Origin of the sequence: Pantoea sp. GCM10028869 (assembly GCF_042666835.1) — a bacterium.
GTDB lineage: Bacteria > Pseudomonadota > Gammaproteobacteria > Enterobacterales > Enterobacteriaceae > Pantoea > Pantoea leporis.
In genome coordinates this window covers 40,169-60,817 of sequence record NZ_JBHTGO010000010.1, presented here as the reverse complement: position 1 = coordinate 60,817, position 20,649 = coordinate 40,169, and the positions used below count along the sequence as shown (strand labels likewise).

The window sequence follows — 20,649 nt, the reverse complement described above, 5'->3', positions numbered from 1 at the left end:
TTATTAAGTATAAAATATATACCATCAGCTTTCTACCCAAACAGGAGAGAGCAGATGAGCAGACTGGATAACAAAGTGGCAGTGGTACTGGGCGGCGCAAAAGGAATTGGTCTGGCAATCAGCCAGCGTTTTGCCAGTGAGGGCGCTACCACCTGGTTTACCTCGCGCCGTGACGAGGAGTTACAGACCGCCAGCAGCAGCATCAGCGGCAACGCGCATCCGCTGCGTGCCGATGTGAGCCAGCAGAGTGAATTGACGCGCATTATTGAAACGATCACGCGTGAATCCGGCCAGCTGGATGTGTTGGTGATCAACGCTGGGATGGCGGAGTACGCCACCATCGATGAGATTAGCGCTGAGCATTTTGATCACATCTTCGGCCTCAATGTGCGCTCGCCGGTGTTTGCTCTGCAGGCCGCGTTGCCGCTGCTGAAGCCCGGCGCCAGCGTGGTATTGATTGGTTCGATTGCCGATGTGATTGGCACCGAAGGTTACGGCGTTTACAGCGCCAGTAAAGCCGCACTGCGATCTTTTGCCCGTACCTGGACGCGCGAGCTCTCTGCGCGCGGCATCCGCATTAACGTGGTGGCGCCCGGCCCGATCGATACCGATATGATGCGGGCGGCTTCTGAAGAGGTGCGCAACGGCATCACCAGCACTATTCCGCTCAGCAGAATGGGCAAGCCCGAAGAGGTGGCCAACGTCGCGCTGTTCCTCGCCAGTGACGAGAGCAGTTACATCGCGGGCGCAGAAATCTGTGTGGATGGCGGTTTGACACAGGTGTAAGCATCATACATAGCCATCTTAGGATGGCTGTTTTGCTTTGCTCAGGCGAAATACCAGGCGGGCAGGATAGCGATTAAATTGTTCAGCGTGTGCAGGAAAATCGGTAGCGCCAGGCTGTTGCTGCGCAGGCGCGCGTAGCACAGCAGCATGGAAAACAGCGTTAAAGCAACCAGCGTTTCCCAGTGCACATATTGGGTATGCATCGCGGCGAACAGCAGGGAGGTGAGCAGCATGCAGGCAAAACGGCTTCTCGGCGCCCACAACAGAAAACCTTGCAGTAAAAATCCCCGGAACAGCACTTCTTCAAACACCGGCGCCAGCAGCACGGCGGTGAGCAGCAGAATCAACATCGAGCTGCGTCCCTGCTGCGATTGCGCAATCAGCCAGCCTTCGGGTTGCAGAAACTGCGTCTGCGCCACCATCAAAGCAAACAGTAAACCAATAAACAGCAGCGCCTGCATCGGCCGCACAAAGCCCAGCGGAATGTCGCTGCGACGCTGACAGTAAAAACGGTACAGCGGATAAATCACCGCAAACTCCACCAGGCAAAGCACCGGCATCAGCAAGCCGTTGGTACGCAGCATCCCGTAATTGGGAAACAGCGTAACCAGCATGGTCACAAGGTAATAGACCACAAAGCTACCCACGTAGAACAGCGTTAACGTAACTTTGTCGGATTGGGTGTCCATAGGCGACTCAGCGAGCAGAGGAGAGCGCATAGTAGCAACGCCGATCATCCCTGTCGAGGTGGCGTGCTGCACATTTGCGCTGCTCAAATATTCCACCAACAAGACTAAATCTGCGGCGCTCGGGGCCGATAACCGATCAAACCCTTACAGGGTGGAGATGTGCGCAGTCTGCGTTGTCATCCGCCTTTTTTTGCTGCCTGTATTCTACGAGCAATGCGCATGAATTCTGAGTTTCACCGGCACACGGCACTGGCCGCCAGGACCAATATGGAAGCACACACGGTAAGGCTGACGCGGCGCATTCTGCGCACCTTATCCTCGCTGCTGTTTGGCGTGCTACTTCTCTCTGTGGTGATGGTGTTAGTTATCGCCCATCGACAAAACATCGACTCAATCCAGCAGGATGCCAATCTGATGCGTCAGGCGTGGCAGCAACAGCAGCAACAGATGCTCGTCGATGCGCGCGATTATGCTAACTGGGGCGAAGGCTGGAAAAACCTGCATCTGACGGTCAATAAGGTTTGGGCGTGGGACGAAGAGAACTTTGGTCCGGGGCTTTACAAGGAGTATCACTACGACGGCGTGTTCGTGGTCGATGGCAATGGAAAAACCCGCTATGCGGTGATTAACGGTGAATTATCGGATGCTTCGATTGAGAGCTTGTTAGGCGCACAAAGCAACGTACTGCTAAGCGCGGCGCGCTCACGGCATGACGCCGTTGCAGGCAATGCGCTGGTGGAGAGTAACCCGGCGATTGTCGTGGCCGCGCCGATTACGCCGGGCAAAGGACAGGATTTGCCGACGATGCCCGGCCCCGCTTCGGTCATGGTGTTCGTTAACACTTTCACGCCACAAAAACTGCAAACGCTGGGCAAAGCCCTGAATGTGATTGAACCGCGCATCGCCAGCGATCTAAACGATGCGCTGTTTGAGCCACGGCTGGTGGAGCCGGTGCTGCAGGGCGAACCCCTGGTGCTGCGCTGGCAGCCGAAAAATCCCGGCTTCGGCGTGATGTGGCTGATGATGCCGCTGCTGCTGTTCACCGCGCTGGCGGTGGCGCTGGTGACGCGTCGCGTGCTGCGGCATGCACTGCACAACGCGGTGATCTCCGATCGTCGCTTTGAAATGCTGGCGATCAGTCAGCGTGAGTTGGCCAACAGCGAAGAGCGTTTTCGCGATCTGGCGGAAGCCGCGTCGGACTGGATTTGGGAAGTCGACGCACAGGGCCGCCTCTGTTATCTCTCGTCGCGCTTTGCTGCGGTGACCGGCCATGAAGTGAAAAGCTGGATTGGACGTCCGCTCGATCAACTGCTGAGCCATCCCAGCCATTCGCTGGTCTCCTGGCTGATGCGCCAAGGCGAAGAGGTGAAACATGTGCCGCTGCGCTGCCAGTTTATGTCGGCCAACGGCGAGCGCCGCATTGGGCAGTTAATGGCGAAAGCCATTCGGCGTAACGGCCTGCGCTCGGGTTTTCGCGGCACAGTGTCGGATATCACTCATGAAGTGGACGCCGAAGCGCGCATTCAGTTTCTGTCACGTCATGACATGCTGACCGGCCTCGCGAACCGCATGCAGCTGCAGGAGTATTTAACCGCGTATCTGGAGTGCGTCAGCGCGGATGATCCGCTGTTTGTCATCAGTTTCGATCTCGATCAGTTCAAACCGATCAACGATACGTGGGGCCACGCGGTCGGTGATGACGTTCTGAATGAGATCTCGACACGGCTGAAAAGCTTGCTGGCGCCGAATGAACTGGCGGCCCGGCTCGGCGGCGATGCCTTTATTTTGCTGCTGCGCGAAAGCACGCGGGCGGGTGTGGAATATCGCTGTCGTGCGCTGCAGCGCATGGTGCATCAACCGATCATCAGCGGATCGCATCAAATCAGCCTCACCGCCAGCATGGGCATCGTATCAGCACCGCAGGATGCGGCTCAGCCGGAAGCGCTGTTACGCCTGGCCGATATTGCGCTGGCTCAGGCGCGCAGTGCCGGACGCGATCGGTGGGTTTGGTACTCCACCGATATGGCGAACCATCTGCAGTCAAAACGCGACATGGTGCAGGCGATTGAGGGCGCGCTGCACAATCACGCCTTCACGCTGCATTACCAGCCGCGCTATCAGCTGCAAAGCGGGCAGCTGGCTGGCGCTGAAGCGCTGATTCGCTGGCAGATAGCCGACGACCAATGGATCACACCCGATCGCTTTATTCCATTAGCGGAAGAGAACGGCCTGATCGCTGCGATCAGCGATTGGGTGCTGATGCGCGCATGCGTGGACGCCCGCGACTGGGGCGAACAGCGCTATGTTTCCGTGAATATTTCGCCGGTGGAGTTTCGTAATAACGATCTGGTGCAGCGCGTGGCGCATGCGCTGGAGGTGAGTGGATTACCGGCCACACGGCTGGAGCTGGAGATCACCGAAAACGTCACTTTTGAGAATCCGGATCGCGCATTGGAGATCATGCAAGGCCTGCGCGCGCTCGGCGTGCGGCTGACGGTGGATGATTTTGGTACCGGCTATGCGGCGTTGGGCTATCTGAAAACTTTCCCGTTCAACGGCTTGAAGATCGATCGTTCATGGATGAAGGAGTTCCCGGAATCGCAGCAGGCGCAATCGGTGGTGGCGGGGATTGTCGGCCTGGCGCGCGCGTTTGCGCTGACCATTACCGCTGAAGGGATTGAAACCGAAGCACAGCTAAAGGCGCTGAAAGCGCTGTCGTGTGAAGAAGGGCAGGGATATGTCCTTGGCCGACCCATGTCGCTGGCAGCCTTCAATGCGCGGTTACAGGAAGAGGAAACCGTCAATTGATTTTGCACACATTGTAGCGGCGCAATGCATTGCGTGATAAATCGCGCCGCTACGAAATGTGCGCGGCTTTTTAACGCACTCTGATCGCAACAAACGTCATCAGAGCGGCGAAGCCAACAAAAATTACCAGTTCCATCATTGCCTCCTCGCTAAGAAAATTCTTAGTTAATTGTAGTGGCTGGCGGATTGATTTTTAGACAGTGCGTGCGATTAATCCTAACTTTTGAGAGGAAGATCGCCCTTTTGAGCTGATTAGTGCGACCAATCTGCTGTAAAAATTTCCGTTTCACGGTCACGCTTTGCTACTCTCAAAAACCGGTTGTCTATTTATCCAGGAGGAGAAACTTGTGACCCATTATGGAAAAGCGCTACTGGTAACGGCCTTTTTTGCCCTGACCGCGTGCCAGTCAGCCAGCAAACCTGACGCCAGCGCGGCTGCCAGCCACGATCCGGAAACCGATCAGTGCGGCGCATCGCAATACCAAAACTACGTTGGTCAGCCATTATCGACGCTCGACAACAAACGCTTCGCGGTGCCCGTGCGTGCTATTCCGTGGAATTCAGCGGTAACGATGGATTTCAATCTGCGTCGGATAAATTTCGCGGCGGATCAAAGCGGTAAAATTTCCCGGGTGTACTGCGGATAACAAAAAAACGACATTGCATTGTCATCGGGCTGTCACAGCGCCGGGCGAGGATAACTGCGCACTACGGAGATTTCCTCGTCACTCTCGAATATGCAATGTTCGTCTTATTTCTTCCCGCTGCGGCGGGAATTTTTTTATCTTTCGGCCTGCAAGGCTGATGGAGGAGTGATGATGAGAACGCGTGGAAAATTGCTGCTGTTAACGCTGTTGTTGAGTCCGCTGGCGCAGGCGTCGAGCGAAGCCACATGGCAGCAGAACGACAAAAATATGCAGCAAAGCTGTCTCAAGGCCAGCGGCCTGAAGACAGCGAAAGTGGTGGGTAAGCCGATTCAGTATGATGACAGCGTGGGCTTTGATGCGCTGCTGCTGGAAGGTCGCTATCCGCAAAAGCACATGAAAAATCAGGTCGGACGCGAACTCTGCCTGTACCAGCGTCAAAGCGGCAGGGCATTTGTCAGCGAAGCCGACCATCTGCGTGCGGTAAAATAGTGGCGTGGGCCGCTATTTCTGCGGCCCCGATTCCAGCAGTTTTGCCAGTAAGTTGCGGTAGCTCTGCAGCTGCTGTTCATCCCCTTCAAATTCCAGCTTATCAATCACGCGCGCAATAATCGCTTTGCTGGTGGCAGGCTGTCCGTCATCCATCAGTTCGCGCATGATCGCCGCTAACAGGTCGCTCTCATGCGGTGCATGCCAGGCTGGGCTATTGAAGTAGTCGGTAATCGCCCGACTGGCGCTGTTTGGCTGGGTTCTCATAGCTGACCTCCGCAGAGACAACGATGCCCACCGCCGGATAATGGCAGCATGGGGAAATTGGGTTTAATCATGCGGACTGTCCAGAACAGACAGCGCGTCGCCAGTGATAACTGGTGGTTTTTTAAACATAGATGCGGTGTGGAATATTGTCAGTAACGTGTAGACATATTTTTTCACGTTTGCCTGCCATTGCGATGCGCTTATCTTGCGGCAGGCTGGGTTTCAGCACATAAAGACACTAAAAAACGGCTTTCAGACATGATTTGCTGTGAGCAAAATCACGCTCGACAGTGTAAAACTGCGTTTTTTCGCCCATGCCATGTTTTGCCGTCCGGTAATGTTATGAGATTGTTAGACTGAACTCTCGTTTCATTCTGCTGATGCCCACGCCCATGTTACGCTCCATCGAGTCCTGGAAAGTTAATCTGATATCCGTTTGGTTCGGCTGCTTTTTTACCGGCCTTGCTATCAGTCAGATCATTCCCTTCCTGCCGCTGTATGTGGAAGAACTCGGGATTCGTGGCGGTAACGCGCTCAGCATTTGGTCTGGGCTCACTTTCAGCGTCACCTTCATTGTTTCTGCCGCCGTCGCGCCGTTGTGGGGCAGCCTTGCTGACCGTAAAGGGCGCAAGCTAATGCTGCTGCGCGCCTCTTTCGGCATGGGCGCGGTGATTCTGCTGCAGGCGTTTGTCACTCAGGCCTGGCAGCTGTTGCTGCTGCGCGCGCTGATGGGCCTTACGTCCGGCTACATTCCCAATGCGATGGCGCTGGTGGCGGCGCAGGTACCGCGCGAACGCAGCGGCTGGGCGCTAAGCTGTGTTTCCACCGGGCAAATCAGCGGCGTCATTCTCGGGCCGATGATTGGCGGTTTGCTGGCGGACTGGCTCGGTTTACGCATGGTGTTTATCGTCACCGCCGTGCTGCTGATGGTGAGCTTTCTCGTCACCTTATTTCTGATAAAAGAGACCGGTTATACGCCGGTTAGCAAGCAGGATAAGCTGAGCGGGCGCGACGTGTTTCGCACCCTCGATAATCCGCGCTTAATGATCTGCCTGTTCTTCACCACCATGGTGATTCAGATGTGCAACGGCTCGGTGAACCCCATCCTGACGCTGTTCGTGCGTGAGCTGGCACCGAATGCGCAGAACATCGCGTTTCTCAGCGGGGTGATCGCCGCGCTGCCGGGCGTATCGGCGCTGATCTCCGCGCCACGGCTGGGTAAACTCGGCGATCGTATTGGCACGCAACGCATTCTGCTCGCCACTATGATGGTTTCATTATTGCTGCTGGTGGCGATGTCGTTCGTCACCAGCGCGACGCAGTTGGGCGTGTTGCGTTTCCTGTTGGGGTTTGCCGATGGTGCCATGATGCCGGCGGTGCAAACGCTGCTGGTGCGGCATTCACGCGATAACGTCACCGGGCGCATTTTCGGCTACAACCAATCGTTTATGTACTTGGGTAACGTGGCGGGTCCGCTGCTGGGCGCGGCGGTATCGGCGGCAACCGGCTATCGCTGGGTGTTCTTCGCCACGGCGATGGTGGTGATGGTTAACGTGATCTTCCTGCGCCGCTTCTATCGTCGGCCGAAAACCACGCTGACTCCACCTTTGAGCCAGCGTGAAACCGCAGAAAAACCTACTGACGCAACGTCAGCGCGTAGTGCCAGCGCTGCTGAGAAAGCAAAAACTCCGGGCTAACGCTTGGGCTCCATGAATCATCACCGCCGACGCCCATGTGGAAGCCATCGAGGTGCAGCCAGCACCCATCCTCTTGCTGCAATAAGTGGCGATGCGAGGTGGCACGCAGCTGTTCAAGGCTGAAGCGACTGAGCGAAAAGGCGAAGTCGCCGCTCACCTGCAAGCCATTGCTCTGTAACTGACGCGTGCCACAGCGCAAACCATTTTCACCGGGGAACACATACGCGGTGCTGAGCGCTGCCAGCGGCAGCTGCCAGCGCGAGAACTGCGCCGCCAGTTGGCGATCCGGATAGTTCTCGTGCGGGCCCAAACCGAGCCAGCTCACCTGCTGCGGCGACTTCGCCAGTTGGCAGCGCAGCCCGATGCGTGCCGGCGCCGGCAGACCGGGCGCCTGTTCCACATTGACGCTAATGGACAACTCACCGTTAGCATTAATTTGATAGCGTTTGTGGCTGGTGAAAGCCAGCTGACCGTTGGCCAGCCACTGATGCCAGGTTTCAATCAGCACGCTGTGTTTCAGGCTATCGACCTGCATATCCACCAGCACCGCTTGCAACTCATCGTAGCCCGCACGTTTCCAGCGCTCGACCCACGCATTGGGATCAACATTGGCAGCTTCGCTGGTGCCGATATCGTTATCAATCGGCGCACGAATAAAGCACTCCTGCAGCGGCGTGATCAGCGTTTCTTCATCATCAACAAACCATTGCACCAGCTCGCCGCTGCGGCGCGAGAAGTGCCAGCGCTGCTGCGGCACAACTACCGCCACCAAATCGTGATTGGCAATCAGTTCCGGCGCGGTGGCACCGAGCTCTGCAACGCGCACTGGCAGCGCAGCGGGCAGCGGCCACTGATCCCAGGCGACGCGCGCATCCGCTTCGGACCACGGCGTGGCGTTGATTTGATGCACCGCCAGATTCAGCCACGCGTTGCCCTGCAAATCTTCACTGGCGGGCAGCGTAAAGGTCTGGCTGCCTTGAGCGGCGAGATCGAGCGGCAATTCACCGCTGGCGATGGCAACGCCATCCTGCTCGATTGACCAGCGCAGCACTTCGTTATCGCTGCGGCGGAACAGATATTCGCTGCTGACGGTAAAGCGATACGGCTCGTTAGCGTCCCGCTGAAACTGGAAGTACTGCTGCGCGCGCTGGGCTTCAAACAGCGCCGGATGCGGTGAGCGGTCGGCAAAAACCAGCCCGTTCATGCAGAACTGGCGATCGTTCGGCGTATCGCCAAAATCTCCGCCGTAGGCTTGCCAGGCTTCACCGTTGTCGTCGTAGCGCGTCAGGCTTTGATCGACCCAATCCCAGACAAAGCCGCCCTGCAAGCGCGGGAACTGGCGGAAGGCTTGCCAGTATTTAGCGAAACCGCCAAAGCTGTTGCCCATCGCGTGGGCGTATTCACACAGAATCAATGGCCGCGTCTCGCCCGGCAAACCAATCCACTTTTTCAGCGACCACTTTGGCACCGCCGGAAAAGGCTGATCCTGATCGACGCGCGCGTACATCGGGCAGACGATATCGGTGGCGGCGGTGTTGGCGCCGCCGCCTTCGTACTGCACCGGACGCGTCGGATCGCTGCTTTTCACCCAGTGATAGAGCGCATCGTGCGTGCTGCCGTGACCTGATTCGTTGCCCAGCGACCAGATAATAATGCAGGCATGATTGCGGTCGCGCTGCACCATGCGCGTGACGCGCTCGCTGTAGGCGGCGAACCAGCGCGGATCGCTGGAGAGGCGATTCATGGGCTGCATACCGTGCGTTTCGATATTCGCCTCATCCACCACATACAAACCGTATTGATCGCACAGGCGATACCACAGCGGATGATTGGGATAGTGCGCGCAGCGTACCGCGTTGAAGTTGTGGCGCTTCATCAGCTCGATATCGCGGCGCATGCTGGCTTCATCCACCACCTGACCGTGTTCCGGGTGATGTTCATGGCGGTTCACACCACGAATCAGCAGCGGCTTGCCGTTGAGGCACAATTGGCCCTGTTCAATGCTGACGCGGCGGAAACCGACGTCGTAAGCTTCGGCTTCGAGCACGGCACCGTTTTCATCCAGCAGCGTCACCACCGCGCGATAGAGATGCGGCGTTTCGGCGCTCCACAGTTGCGGCTGGTTGACCGGCAAAATCAGCAGGGCGCGTTCGGGATAATGACCGCGCTCGTCGATAATCGCACTGCCGGGTGCCTGTTCCTGCTCACCAATGCAGCTGTCGCCGCGCCACAAACTGACGCGCAATCGGCACTGCGCGGGCTGACGATCGCCGGCGTGGATCTTGACGCTGACACGCAGATCGCCGCGCAGGTATTCCGGGCTCAGCGCGGTTTCAATCTGCACATCGGCCAGCTGCGTCTCCGGCTTATGCAGCAAGCTGACATCACGGAAGATGCCGCTCATGCGCCACATATCCTGATCTTCCAGATAGCTGCCATCGCACCAGCGCAGCACCATCACGGCTAAGCGGTTCTGGCCGGGCTGCAAAGCGTGAGTGAGATCAAACTCGGCGGGCAGGCGGCTGTCCTGCGAATAGCCGATCCACTGGCCGTTACACCACAGGAAGAAGGCCGAATTTACGCCGTCGAAGATAATGCGCGTTTGGCCCTGTTGCAGCCAGCTAGCATCCACTTTGAATGTGAGCGAGTAGCATCCAGTAGGATTCTGTTGCGGCACCAAAGGTGGCGTTACCGGAATTGGATACTGCACGTTGGTATAAATTGGCGCGTCAAAGCCGTGCAGCTGCCAGTTTGCAGGCACCGGCAGCGCATGTGCGCCAGGCAAATCCTGTAGTAGCCAGCTTTGCGGTACCGCTTCCGGCTGCGTGAAGTAGCTGAAGCTCCATTGGCCGTTCAATAGCTGGCGCGAAGGCGAAGGGCGGTCATCGCGCGCGCTGATTTCGTCGCGCCAGCTGGCAAACGGCGGATGCGCATCCAGTCGATTAAGGCTGGTGATCACCGGATTTTCCCAGTCACGGCGCGCCAGAATTTCACTCAGGGAGACAGCAGATAAGCTCATGATGAGATCTCATTTATTGTAATGCGCTCACATTGCGTGAAATCGCACCGGCTGTAAAGCGATCAACCACGATTTTGCGCAGCGCGTTGGCAGCAATTTATGCCAGCCGTGCAATGTTTTTGCCGCTTTAGTGCCAGTAAATTGTTAAGCGTGGTGAGCAGAGATGAATAGCGCCGGGTTGCGGAGAATTCTGTATTGTCGTGCCCGATGCGGCCTCATACACTCAGCCCGATTTCACCATTCCGAGGTAATTATGGTCCGTATGATTAAAATGGCCGCAGTTGTGGCATTGGTCACCGCGTTGAGCGGTTGTATTTTCCCACCTCCGGGTGGCGGCGGTTGGGGCGGCGGCCATGGTGGCGGTCCGGGACGCGGCTTTATGGGGCCGCATTAATACCCATCATAATTCAGGCTGCAGTTGCGTTGGCTACGTGCATTCACCTTCAGTCACTTAGTGAAGTAAGCTCCTGAGGATGATTGCACTTGCCGCCTTCCTGCACCTCGAATTATTCAGGGCATAGGTGAGCGAAACGTTTCAATAAATCTTTGAACGTCCAGTGAAACGTTTCGCTATTACCTGTTGAAATCTAGCCGGTTTTTTTATTCTGCCGTTTGGCTGTTTTTTCTCTAAAACGGCTTAAAAATCCTTGTTGTTTTATTCAGCGCAATGCTAACGTCTGTTTTTCTTCTCTCATTGAGCTTGTCGCATGAAAAACCTGATTGCGGAACTCCTTCTAAAGCTGGCTGAAAAAGAAGAAGAGTCTAAAGAATTAGTGGCTCAGGTTGAGGCATTAGAGATCGTGTTAACCGCGATGCTGCGCAAACTGAATCCCGATCAATTCCACGACATTGAGGCCGCTATTAAATTAGCCATGCCGCCCGTCGCTCCCGCGGCTGAAACGCCCGATACCACCATGCTGCGTAATTACGTAGAGAAGTTGCTGCATCATCCGCGCGTATAATGGCTATCGCCTGTTTTTGCAGGCAATTGTTATTATCGATTTCTCGTATTTGCTTATTCCGTGCCATGCTTAGAGAGCAATAATGCTACGGAGAATCCGGTAATGAAATCGTGTCTTTTGGCAATAATGACAGCAGGCTTGCTGATTGCAGGCGGAGCGAGTGCGGCAGAGAAAACCGCACAGCAGGAAAAAATGACCCAGTGTAACCAGAGCGCCGGTACACAAAATCTGAAAGGCGATGCGCGTAAAAGCTTTATGAGTGACTGTCTGAAAAAAGACAGCAAAATAGGCAGTATGACGCCGCAACAAATGAAGATGAAAACCTGTAATGCTGATGCGAGCGATAAAAAGCTCACCGGCGATGCACGTAAAACGTTTATGAGTTCGTGCCTGAAGAAAAGCTGATTTAATTAGCGATAATCGTCGCCGTTTTTAAATCACTCATGCGTGAAAAGGAATAAGGGTTCATGTTTAGCGTGAACCCTTTTTTTATTGCTGTAAGCTGCGGCGCAGACATATTCAATTTTACTTATCACGTCAGAGGAAAAACTCATATCAGGATCCTCATCACAAAATCGCACCGATAACGCTGCCAGGATGCTTTAGTCCTAAATGATGACTAATTATTCCATCCGCTCAATCCCCGCGAAGCCAGAGCGTTCGTTGGGCAGCCTTTACCTGTGGAGTCTGCTATGAATGTGCTTGATTATGCTGTGATGGCGCTTTATGCGCTGATGATTGTGGCTATAACCTTGTGGGCGATGCGCAAGGTGGGCAGCACGCGTGATTTCTTTGCGGCTGGCGGCAAAATGCCGTGGTGGCTGTCGGGCGTGTCGCATCATATGTCAGGATACAGCGCGGCGGTGTTTGTCGCCTATGCGGCGGTGGCTTACAACATGGGCATCACCATCTATTTTTGGTGGGCGTTTCCCATCGCGATTGCGGTGTTGATAGGTTCACGCCTGTTTGCGCCGCGCTGGGCGCGCTTGCGCATCTATATGAACATCGAATCGCCGATGGAATATCTCGCCACGCGCTACAACTTGCCAACGCAAATGGTGCTGGCGTGGAGCGGGGTGCTGCTGAAAACTTTTGACGTCGGCGCGAAGTGGGCGGCAATTGCGGTGATCATCAACGTCTTTACCGGACTTGATCCGCTGATTGGCATCTGCGTTTCCGGCGCGCTGAGTTTGTTTTACACCGTGATGGGCGGATTGTGGGCGGATGCCTGCAACGACTTCGGCCAGTTCGTGGTGCAGTTTGTCGCCGCGATTGTGATGGTGGTCGCGGTGGCGGTGCATCTCGGCGGCTTTGCTGAGCTGTTCACCATCTGGCAGCGTTTGCCGCCAACCCACACCCAGATCATTCAGGAGCCGTACAGCATCGGCTTTATTCTCGCCTATTTCGTCATCTACACGCTGAGCTACAACGGCGGCACCTGGAATCTGGCGCAGCGCTTTATTGCCGCGCCCGCCGGCCGCGATGCACGCAAAGCGGCGCGCCTCTCCGCCGCGCTCTATCTCATCTGGCCGCTGATTCTGTTCTGGCCGATGTGGGCAGCGCCGCTGCTGTTTCCCAATCTCAGCGATCCGTCGCGCTCTTATTCGATGATGGCGATGGAGCTGCTGCCGAATGGTCTAGTGGGTTTGGTGCTGGTGGCGATGTTTACTCACACGCTGTCGATGACCTCGTCGGATGCCAACGCCATTACGGCGGTGGTGACGCGCGATATCCTGCCCGGCATGCTGCCGAAACACTTTCAGCGCGGTAAAAGCTCGCTGCTGGTGGCGCGGCTCACCGCTTTTATCTTCATTATCACCACGCTGGTGATTGCCATGAACGCCAGCCACTTCGGCGGCGTGCTGTCGCTGCTGATCATCTGGTTTGGCGGCTTAGTCGGCCCGATCTCCATTCCCATGCTGCTGGGTTTGCTGCCGGCATTTCGTCGCAGCGGCAGCGCTGCCGCGCTGGTGAGTTGGGCGATCGGCGTCGGCACTTTCTTCTGCGTGAAATTTGTCTTTACCGATGTCAGCACCGCCACCGTGGTGGCTGCGCCGGTGATGTCCTCGCTGGTGCTGTTTGTGGTGATGGGCTGGTTACGCCGCGCGCCGGTGCGTCCGGAAGTGGATCAATTGCTAAACGCACTCAATCAGGATCAGGATGCGCCTGCCGCACAGCGCTGGGCGCATAAAAGCAACGTCTCTCAGGAGGGATAACATGACGCTATTACAACAGGGAACCCGAGATCGCTTACGGATCAAACGCTTCGCCAGCCGCGCGGCATTAGGTGCTGCTGCTGCGCAGGATGTGGCCGCGTTTCTGCGTCAACGGCTGAGTGAACAGCATGTGGTGCGCATGGTGTTTGCCGCCGCGCCCTCGCAAAACGAGTTTCTCGCCGCGCTGGTTGCGGCCGCGGATATCGACTGGTCGCGTATTCACGCTTTCCATATGGACGAGTACATCGGGCTGGAGACGGATGCGCCGCAGCGTTTCAGCCACTTTTTACGCCAGAAGCTGTTTGATGTGGTGCAGCCTGGCGAAGTTCACTTGATCCCATCTTGCGGCGATCCTGCCGCGATCTGTGCGGATTACGCGGCAAAACTTACCGCTGCACCGATTGATGCGGTGTGTCTGGGGATTGGCGAGAACGGCCATTTAGCCTTCAACGATCCGCCAGTGGCCGACTTCAACGATCCTATCACCGTTAAGGTGGTGCAACTGGATAATACCTGCCGCCAGCAGCAGGTCAACGATGGCTGTTTCGCCACTGTCGAGGCGGTACCGACGCATGCCGTAACGCTAACGATTCCCGCCTTGATGAGTGGTGCGCGGCTGTTCTGCATGGTGCCGGGTGCCAGCAAACGCGCGGCGGTGCGCGCAACGCTTGAGGATGCGATCTCCACCGCGTGTCCGGCGACGTGTCTGCGCCAGCATGCCGATTGCACGCTCTATACCGACAGCGATGCCTGCCCGGAGGTGACCTTTGACTAACCTGATTTTGCGCGGTCGCGATTACCGCACGCTGCAACCGATTGAGCTGGAGATTGAGCACGGCACCATCAGTGATGTGCGCGCGTTGAGCGAACTGGAAGAGGAGATCATCCTCGCGCCGGGCTTGGTCGATCTGCAGGTCAACGGCTTTCAGGGCGTCGATTTCAACCACTTTCCTTTTAGCGAAGAGGATGTGCTGCACGCCACGTGCGCGCTGTGGCAGCAGGGCGTCACCAGCTTTCTGCCAACGGTGATCACCGCCATGCCGGAGGAAATTGCGCAGGCGATGCAGCGACTCGCCAGCGCCCGCCAGCATCATCCTGACGTGGCACGCGCCGTTCCGGGGTTTCATCTGGAAGGACCTTTTTTGTCGCCTGAAGATGGGCCGCGCGGTGCGCATCCGCGCGAGGCGATTCGCGCACCGGATATTGCGCTGTTCGACAGCTGGCAGCAAGCCGCGCAGCAGCATATTCGCCTGCTCACGCTGTCGCCGGAATGGCCGCACAGCGATGCGCTGATCAAACATTGTGTGGCGCAGCAGGTGCGCGTCGCCATTGGGCATACGTCCGCCACGCCAGCGCAAATTCACGCGGCGGTTGACGCGGGCGCCACGCTCTCCACCCATCTCGGTAACGGCGCGCATCTGCAACTGCCGCGTCATCCCAATTACATCTGGCAGCAGCTGGCGGAAGATGCGCTGACGGCCACGTTGATTGCCGATGGCGATCACCTGCCGGCGGACGTGTTGAAAGTGTTCCTGCGTGCCAAAGGCGAGCAGGCGCTGCTGGTCAGTGACGTCACCTCGTTCGCTGGGCAGCCGCCGGGCATCTACGACACTGCGATTGGCGGCCGCGTGCAGCTTAGCGCTAGCGGACGCCTGAGCATCGCCGATGCGCCGCAGCTGCTGGCGGGATCGGCGCGTGGTTTGCTGGAGGGCGTGAACTTCCTGCTGCGCCATCAGCTGGCGACGCTGGCACAGGCGATTGAGATGGCGTCTATTCGTCCGGCGCGGCAGCTCAATCTGCCACAGCAGCAAGGTTTGGCCTGCGGCGCACCCGCCGATGTGCTGCTGCTGGCTGCTCAGGCGGACGGCGGCGTGGCTTTACGCGGCTGTGTGAAGCAAGGCGCTGTCGTGTGGCGGAATGGTGAAGATTATCTTTAGCGAATAAACAATAACTTACCTACCGTAGCGCGTTGTCGATGCGGACAAATCACCATGCTTTGCCAGGCTTACTCTTTGTAGGGATTTGCTGATTACCTCAAAAACCACAAGAAAGGAGGCCTAACGTGAGCTATCAAACTGTCGTGGAACTCAAGTCGCTGGCACAGCGCAAACCCACCAAATTTACCGTCGGCGACACCGATGTGGTACTGATTCGTGACGATGAGCGGGTGCAGGCGTTTCAGGCCAAATGCCCGCACGCCGGGGCGCCGTTAGAGCAGGGCGCGGTGTGTGGCGACAAGCTGATCTGTCCGTGGCACAAAGCGGTGTTTCAGCTGCAGGATGGGCAGATGTGCGAGCCGCTGGCGCTGGCGAATCTCAAGCGTTATCCGGTGCGCATCGAACAAGGCAAAGTGCTGGTCAGCCCGCAGGCGATGTCGCCCGCCAGTGCGCCCTCCGCACAAGGTGAGTCACCGGTATGCGTGATTCTCGGTTCGGGCGCGGCGGGGAGTGCGGCGATCTGGACGCTGCGCGATGAAGGTTTTAAAGGGCATATTGTGTTGATCGAGCGGGAATCGGCCGCACCTTACGATCGCACCGCATTGAGCAAATTCGTGCCGTCCGGCAAAATGGCGATTGAGGATGTACCCAGGCTGCTGCAGCAGGATGTGCTGGGTACGGTGGAACGGATTCAGGGCGATGTCGAGCAGCTCAAAGCGCTTGAGCAAACGCTGATCCTTAAAGGCGGTCAGCAAGTGAAGTTTGACCAACTGCTCATTGCCAGCGGCGGCGTGCCGCAACCGCTCGATATACCGGGTAACGATCTCGACGGCGTGCATCTGCTGCGATCGCTTAATCAAGCCGATGAGTTACTCAAAGAGGTGGATAAAACCGAGCAGCTGGTGATTATCGGCAACAGCTTTATCGGTATGGAGATGGCAGGTTCGCTGCGTAATCGTGATGTTGATGTCACGGTGATTGCGCGCCAGCCGCTGCCGTTTGCTAAACAGTTTGGCGAAGAGATTGGCCGCCACTTTTACGATCTGCATCGCAGCAACGGCGTGAAGTTTGTCGAAGGCGATCCCGTGGCGCTGGAAGGCGAGGGCAAAGTCACTGCCGTGCGCCTGAAGAGTGGCAAAAAAGTTGATGCCAGCCTGGTGCTGTTTGGCACGGGCGTGGTGCCAGCGACCTCATTCATCCACGACCTGCCGCTGGAGGACGATGGCAGCTTGCTTACCGACAGCCAGCTGCGCGTGGCCGATAACATCTGGGTGGCCGGTGATATCGCCAGTTATCCGTCAGTGCAGGGCCCACAACGCATTGAGCACTATCGCGTTGCGCACCAGCAAGGGCGCATCGCGGCGCTGAATATGTTAGGGAAAAAGATCCTGTATGACCGCGTGCCGTTCTTCTGGACCGCGCATTACGGTACCCGCTATGAGTATCTGGGGCATGCGGAAGAGTGGGACGATTACCGGCTGCTGGGATCGCTGCAGAATAAGCAGTTTATCGCTTTCTATTGTCAGGAGGGGATGATTGCGGCGGTGTGTTCTGCCGGGTTATATACGCTGACAGCAGCGCTGGTGCAGGAGATGCAGCAGCCCATGACGCTGGCGCAAGGTATTGCGCTGTATGAGGCGTACGCAGCGGCCTGATGCCCTCTCCCACAGGAAGAGGGAGACGCAGCCACATGCCCGATCGGACCCCTCTCCCGCATGCGCGAGTTCGCCACATGCTCGATCCGTTCCCTCTCCCGCTTGCGGGAGAGGGTTAGGGTGAGGGGCAAAGCGCACCGATCACTGCTTACTCAACGCCTCTGACTTCGCCATACACTGCTGCATCGCATTAATCACCGCGGCGCGGAAGCCTTTCTCTTCCAGCACTTTCACCGCTTCGATGGTGGTGCCGCCTGGCGAGCACACCATATCTTTCAGCTCGCCGGGATGCTTGCCGGTTTCCAGCACCATCTGCGCCGAACCTTTGACCGCCTGTGCCGCAAACTGATATGCCTGCGCACGCGGCATGCCGCCGAGCACCGCCGCATCGGCCATCGCTTCGATAAACATAAACACATAGGCTGGCGCTGAGCCGCTCACGCCAACCACCGCGTGAATCAGGTATTCATTTACCACCGCCGCTTTGCCGAAGCTTTCGAAAATCCCCACCACTTCATCCACTTCATGCGCTTCCACTAGCACGTTTGGCGTCACCGAGGTCATACCTTCGTTCACCAGTGATGGCGTATTGGGCATCACGCGGATGATTTTGCGATCGTGGCCGAGCACCGATGCCAGAGAATCCAGCGTCACGCCTGCGGCAATCGAGACCACCAGCACATCTTTCTTCAGCTGGCCGGCAAGATCTTTCAGTACTTTGAGAATCACATTGGGTTTCACCGCGCCAAACAGGATATCCACTTCGCGCGCCAGACTTTCCACGCTGTCTGCGGCGGTGACGCCATATTGCTGCGCCATCGCTTGATTGGTGGCGGGCTTACGGTCGAATACCCAGATATTGGCGGGGGCGATCTGCCCGCTGTTGACCAGTCCGCTAATGATGGCTTTCGCCATATTGCCGCAGCCGACAAACCCGATTTTTTTATCCAGCATCGCTTTATCCTCTAAGTGGTTCATTTTCTGTGGGGGTAAGCTTACGTCAGCGAGGATTAATAACAAGGCGGGCGGCCAGCAAAAACAGTTGCCATTCTGCCGTAGCACGGCAAGATCAGCCTCATTGTCTGTGAAAAAGGAGTCATCATGTCGATTTGGGTTGATGCCGATGCCTGTCCCAATGTCATCAAAGAAGTGCTGTACCGCGCGGCTGAGCGCACCAAAGTTACCGTGACCTTTGTCGCCAACCAACCGCTGCGCGTGCCGCCGTCGCTGTGGCTGAAAACGCTGCAGGTTGCTGCCGGGTTTGACGTGGCGGATAACGAGATTGTGAAACGGGTGCAACCCGGCGAGCTGGTGATTACCGGCGATATTCCGCTGGCGGCAGAAGTACTGGAGAAGGGCGCTGCGGCGCTGAATCCGCGCGGAGAGCGTTATTCGACAGACACCATTCGTCAGCGCTTAACCATGCGTGACTTTATGGAAACGATGCGCGCCAGCGGGATTCAGAGTGGCGGCCCGTCGACCTTAAGCCAACGCGACCGCCAACTGTTCGCCAATGAACTAGATAAGTGGTTACGTCAGCGCTGATCAGACGAAGCTATCATCGTCGTCAAAGTCGCCGCCGCTGCCAAAGTCACCGAAATCATTGTTGTCCGCCAGGTTGTTATCCCAGCCCGAGTTATCATTCAGGAACGCATTGTTGCTGTCGTTGCCGTTAAAGGTGTCGAGGCTGTTATCGACCTGCGGCAGCGCCGGTTCGTTGATGATGTTAACGATCTCTTCCGGCTGCGAATGGTGGAACATGCTGGTCAGCATATCCGCCATCACCACGCCGCCCGCCACGCCAACGGCCGTCTGCAATGCGCCGCCGAGGAAGCCGGTGCCGCGTGCCGCCGGCGCAGCAGATTGCTGCTGTGGTGGCGCATATTGCTGTTGTGGCTGCGGCGGTGGATTCCCCCACGCTGGCTGTTGTTGCGCCGCCGGGCGCGATCCGCCACCAAACAGGCTGGAGAGAAAACCGCCGCTGCTCTGCTGCGGTGCCTGTTGCTGCTGCGCCTGCGCCAGACGATTTTCCAGATCCGTAACCTGCGCATTAAGCTTTTTCAGCGCCGCTTCCTGAATCAGGATCGCCTGTGACATGTAGTAAGGCGCGCCGGGCTGATTCTGTAAATGCTGTTTGATTAACTGCTCTGCGCCAGCATCACGCGGGCCGCTTTGCGTCTCAGCCTGTTTCAGTCGGCTGAACAGGTTTTCAATAAGTTGTTGTTCTTCGCTTTGCATGGGGAACCCTCCGTTAAGGTATGCCTCATATATGAGGGCGCGACCGAAGAAAGTAAATCAGCGGCCTGGTAAGGAAATGTTGGCCGCTGTTACATTTGGCCCGATGCACGATTCATGCATTGTTTTTTGCAGCTTAATCAAAGGACTAGCTTAGGATGTGACTGAAATACGCGTAAATCGTGCCTCGCGGGTGGCTGATAAAATAAAATCCAGGTATTATGCGACGCATTATTGACCTGATGACGTTGCCCGTGCGGCACAATTACGGCGGAGGATGAGCCTGGATGTCATTACCCATCTATCTGATCGGCGCACGCGGTTGCGGTAAAACCACGGTTGGCCAGGCGCTGTCGCAAGCGCTGGGCTATGCCTTCAACGATACCGATCACTATTTGCAACTCACTACGCAACGCAGCGTGGCGGAGATTGTCGCATCTGAAGGGTGGGATAGCTTCCGCGCCCGCGAAACGGAATCGCTGCGCGCGGTCACCGCTCCGAATACGGTCATCGCCACCGGCGGCGGCATGGTGCTGGCGGAAGTGAATTGTCGCTTTATGCGCGAACACGGCCAGGTGATTTGGCTGAACGCGCCTTCAGACGTGCTGGCCGATCGTCTGGAACATCAGCCGGAAGCAGCGCAGCGTCCCACCTTAACCGGCCGCCCGATTGCCGAAGAGATGGGCGATATTTTGCGTGAGCGTGCTCATTTGTATCGCCAAACCGCGCATCATGAAGTCAACGCGATGCAATCGCCCGATCGCGTAGTAGAGCAAATTCTGCAATCGCTCTCTTTAGCGCGCGCCAGCTAAACCCTCAGATTTCTCTCTGTTTCTTTGCAGCGATCCTCAGTTGTCTATACTTAGCGTTAGGCAGAGGATCACCGCTGTCTGTGGACAACTGATAGAAGAGGGAAAACAATGCCAACGAAACCACCCTATCCGCGCGTCGCGCGTATTGTCGCCGTTGAAAAAGGTTCGGCGGATCAAACCGTCACCTGGTATGAATTGCGTGCCGACCATCCCAAACCCGATACATTAATAAGCGAACACAAAAGCGAAACCGAAGCGCAAGATGCCAAAGAGCGCTACGAAGACGCTGAAAAAGATTAAGTTTACCCGTCATATTTCAAGCTGCAGGTGCGTTGGCTGCATGTGTTCACCCCAGTCACTTACCTAAGTAAGCACCTGGGGGATTCACCCATTTGCCGCCTCCCTGCAACTTGAACTCTATAGGGTAAATAAT

20 protein-coding genes are annotated in these 20,649 nt (G+C 56.8%); 15 read left to right on the top strand and 5 right to left on the bottom strand.

Annotation, left to right across the window (positions count from 1 at the left end; all coding sequences use genetic code 11):
• The first annotated feature begins 54 nt into the window (after positions 1-54).
• Positions 55-786 carry an SDR family NAD(P)-dependent oxidoreductase gene (locus tag ACFQW4_RS20800; protein ID WP_137385239.1) on the top strand — a complete coding sequence of 244 codons (732 nt, stop codon included), beginning with the start codon at positions 55-57 and terminating at the stop codon, positions 784-786.
• 41 nt (positions 787-827) lie between these two features.
• Here the strand turns inward: ACFQW4_RS20800 and ACFQW4_RS20795 are convergent, their stop codons facing one another.
• Positions 828-1,475, bottom strand: coding sequence for a CPBP family intramembrane glutamic endopeptidase (locus tag ACFQW4_RS20795; protein WP_101762487.1), 648 nt, complete (start codon positions 1,473-1,475; stop codon positions 828-830).
• Positions 1,476-1,694: 219 nt separating this feature from the next.
• On the opposite strand from ACFQW4_RS20795, the gene ACFQW4_RS20790 reads away from it, so the two are divergent.
• The 3 genes from ACFQW4_RS20790 to ACFQW4_RS20780 all read left to right on the top strand — a co-directional run bounded on the left by ACFQW4_RS20790 (position 1,695) and on the right by ACFQW4_RS20780 (position 5,419).
• Complete coding sequence (locus ACFQW4_RS20790; protein ID WP_377727187.1) at positions 1,695-4,283, top strand: EAL domain-containing protein; 2,589 nt, start codon at positions 1,695-1,697, stop codon at positions 4,281-4,283.
• 347 nt (positions 4,284-4,630) lie between these two features.
• Entirely contained in the window at positions 4,631-4,930 is a 300-nt protein-coding gene (locus ACFQW4_RS20785; RefSeq protein ID WP_101762485.1) for an I78 family peptidase inhibitor, read from the top strand.
• A gap of 171 nt (positions 4,931-5,101) precedes the next feature.
• Positions 5,102-5,419, top strand: coding sequence for a hypothetical protein (locus ACFQW4_RS20780; RefSeq protein WP_377727292.1), 318 nt, complete (start codon positions 5,102-5,104; stop codon positions 5,417-5,419).
• A gap of 12 nt (positions 5,420-5,431) precedes the next feature.
• Here the strand turns inward: ACFQW4_RS20780 and ACFQW4_RS20775 are convergent, their stop codons facing one another.
• Positions 5,432-5,683, bottom strand: a complete 252-nt coding sequence (locus tag ACFQW4_RS20775) for a biofilm development regulator YmgB/AriR family protein (RefSeq protein WP_192415359.1) — start codon at positions 5,681-5,683, stop codon at positions 5,432-5,434.
• A gap of 392 nt (positions 5,684-6,075) precedes the next feature.
• Here ACFQW4_RS20775 and ACFQW4_RS20770 point away from each other — a divergent pair, with 392 nt between their 5' ends.
• Complete coding sequence (locus ACFQW4_RS20770; protein ID WP_336767242.1) at positions 6,076-7,380, top strand: multidrug efflux MFS transporter; 1,305 nt, start codon at positions 6,076-6,078, stop codon at positions 7,378-7,380.
• Here the strand turns inward: ACFQW4_RS20770 and ACFQW4_RS20765 are convergent.
• Positions 7,319-10,399, bottom strand: a complete 3,081-nt coding sequence (locus tag ACFQW4_RS20765; RefSeq protein ID WP_377727182.1) for a beta-galactosidase — start codon at positions 10,397-10,399, stop codon at positions 7,319-7,321. The two genes, ACFQW4_RS20770 and ACFQW4_RS20765, sit on opposite strands and share 62 nt — an antisense overlap.
• 253 nt (positions 10,400-10,652) lie before the next feature.
• Here ACFQW4_RS20765 and ACFQW4_RS20760 point away from each other — a divergent pair, with 253 nt between their 5' ends.
• From ACFQW4_RS20760 to ACFQW4_RS20730, 7 genes are all read left to right on the top strand, one after another.
• Positions 10,653-10,793 (top strand): hypothetical protein, encoded by a 141-nt coding sequence (locus tag ACFQW4_RS20760; protein WP_167391187.1) that lies wholly within the window; start codon positions 10,653-10,655, stop codon positions 10,791-10,793.
• Between the two features lie 313 nt (positions 10,794-11,106).
• On the top strand, positions 11,107-11,361 hold the full coding sequence (gene iraP / locus ACFQW4_RS20755) for an anti-adapter protein IraP (RefSeq protein WP_101762480.1): 255 nt from the start codon (positions 11,107-11,109) through the stop codon (positions 11,359-11,361).
• Between the two features lie 102 nt (positions 11,362-11,463).
• Positions 11,464-11,766, top strand: coding sequence for a PsiF family protein (locus ACFQW4_RS20750; RefSeq protein ID WP_101762479.1), 303 nt, complete (start codon positions 11,464-11,466; stop codon positions 11,764-11,766).
• Between the two features lie 287 nt (positions 11,767-12,053).
• A complete protein-coding gene (locus ACFQW4_RS20745) occupies positions 12,054-13,577 on the top strand; it encodes a sodium:solute symporter family protein (RefSeq protein ID WP_101762478.1) in 1,524 nt (507 codons plus the stop codon).
• A 1-nt stretch (position 13,578) separates the two neighbouring features.
• Positions 13,579-14,352, top strand: a complete 774-nt coding sequence (locus ACFQW4_RS20740) for a glucosamine-6-phosphate deaminase (RefSeq protein WP_101762477.1) — start codon at positions 13,579-13,581, stop codon at positions 14,350-14,352.
• Positions 14,345-15,514, top strand: coding sequence for an N-acetylglucosamine-6-phosphate deacetylase (locus ACFQW4_RS20735; RefSeq protein WP_377727175.1), 1,170 nt, complete (start codon positions 14,345-14,347; stop codon positions 15,512-15,514). The genes ACFQW4_RS20740 and ACFQW4_RS20735 overlap by 8 nt, the downstream gene beginning before the upstream one ends.
• Before the next feature lie 125 nt (positions 15,515-15,639).
• Positions 15,640-17,169 carry an FAD-dependent oxidoreductase gene (locus ACFQW4_RS20730; protein WP_377727172.1) on the top strand — a complete coding sequence of 510 codons (1,530 nt, stop codon included), beginning with the start codon at positions 15,640-15,642 and terminating at the stop codon, positions 17,167-17,169.
• A 141-nt stretch (positions 17,170-17,310) separates the two neighbouring features.
• On the opposite strand, the gene proC is transcribed toward ACFQW4_RS20730, so the two are convergent.
• The gene (gene proC, locus ACFQW4_RS20725) at positions 17,311-18,123 is read right to left on the bottom strand and encodes a pyrroline-5-carboxylate reductase (RefSeq protein ID WP_110867772.1); all 813 of its coding nucleotides are present in this window, start codon (positions 18,121-18,123) and stop codon (positions 17,311-17,313) included.
• A 147-nt stretch (positions 18,124-18,270) separates the two neighbouring features.
• Here proC and ACFQW4_RS20720 point away from each other — a divergent pair, with 147 nt between their 5' ends.
• Positions 18,271-18,714 (top strand): YaiI/YqxD family protein, encoded by a 444-nt coding sequence (locus tag ACFQW4_RS20720; RefSeq protein WP_377727169.1) that lies wholly within the window; start codon positions 18,271-18,273, stop codon positions 18,712-18,714.
• Here ACFQW4_RS20720 and ACFQW4_RS20715 read toward each other — a convergent pair whose 3' ends face one another.
• On the bottom strand, positions 18,715-19,407 hold the full coding sequence (locus tag ACFQW4_RS20715; RefSeq protein WP_101762473.1) for a DUF2076 domain-containing protein: 693 nt from the start codon (positions 19,405-19,407) through the stop codon (positions 18,715-18,717).
• 284 nt (positions 19,408-19,691) lie between these two features.
• Here ACFQW4_RS20715 and aroL point away from each other — a divergent pair, with 284 nt between their 5' ends.
• On the top strand, positions 19,692-20,216 hold the full coding sequence (gene aroL / locus ACFQW4_RS20710; RefSeq protein ID WP_110867770.1) for a shikimate kinase AroL: 525 nt from the start codon (positions 19,692-19,694) through the stop codon (positions 20,214-20,216).
• Between the two features lie 108 nt (positions 20,217-20,324).
• Positions 20,325-20,516, top strand: coding sequence for a YaiA family protein (locus tag ACFQW4_RS20705; protein ID WP_101762471.1), 192 nt, complete (start codon positions 20,325-20,327; stop codon positions 20,514-20,516).
• The last annotated feature ends 133 nt before the right edge of the window (positions 20,517-20,649 follow it).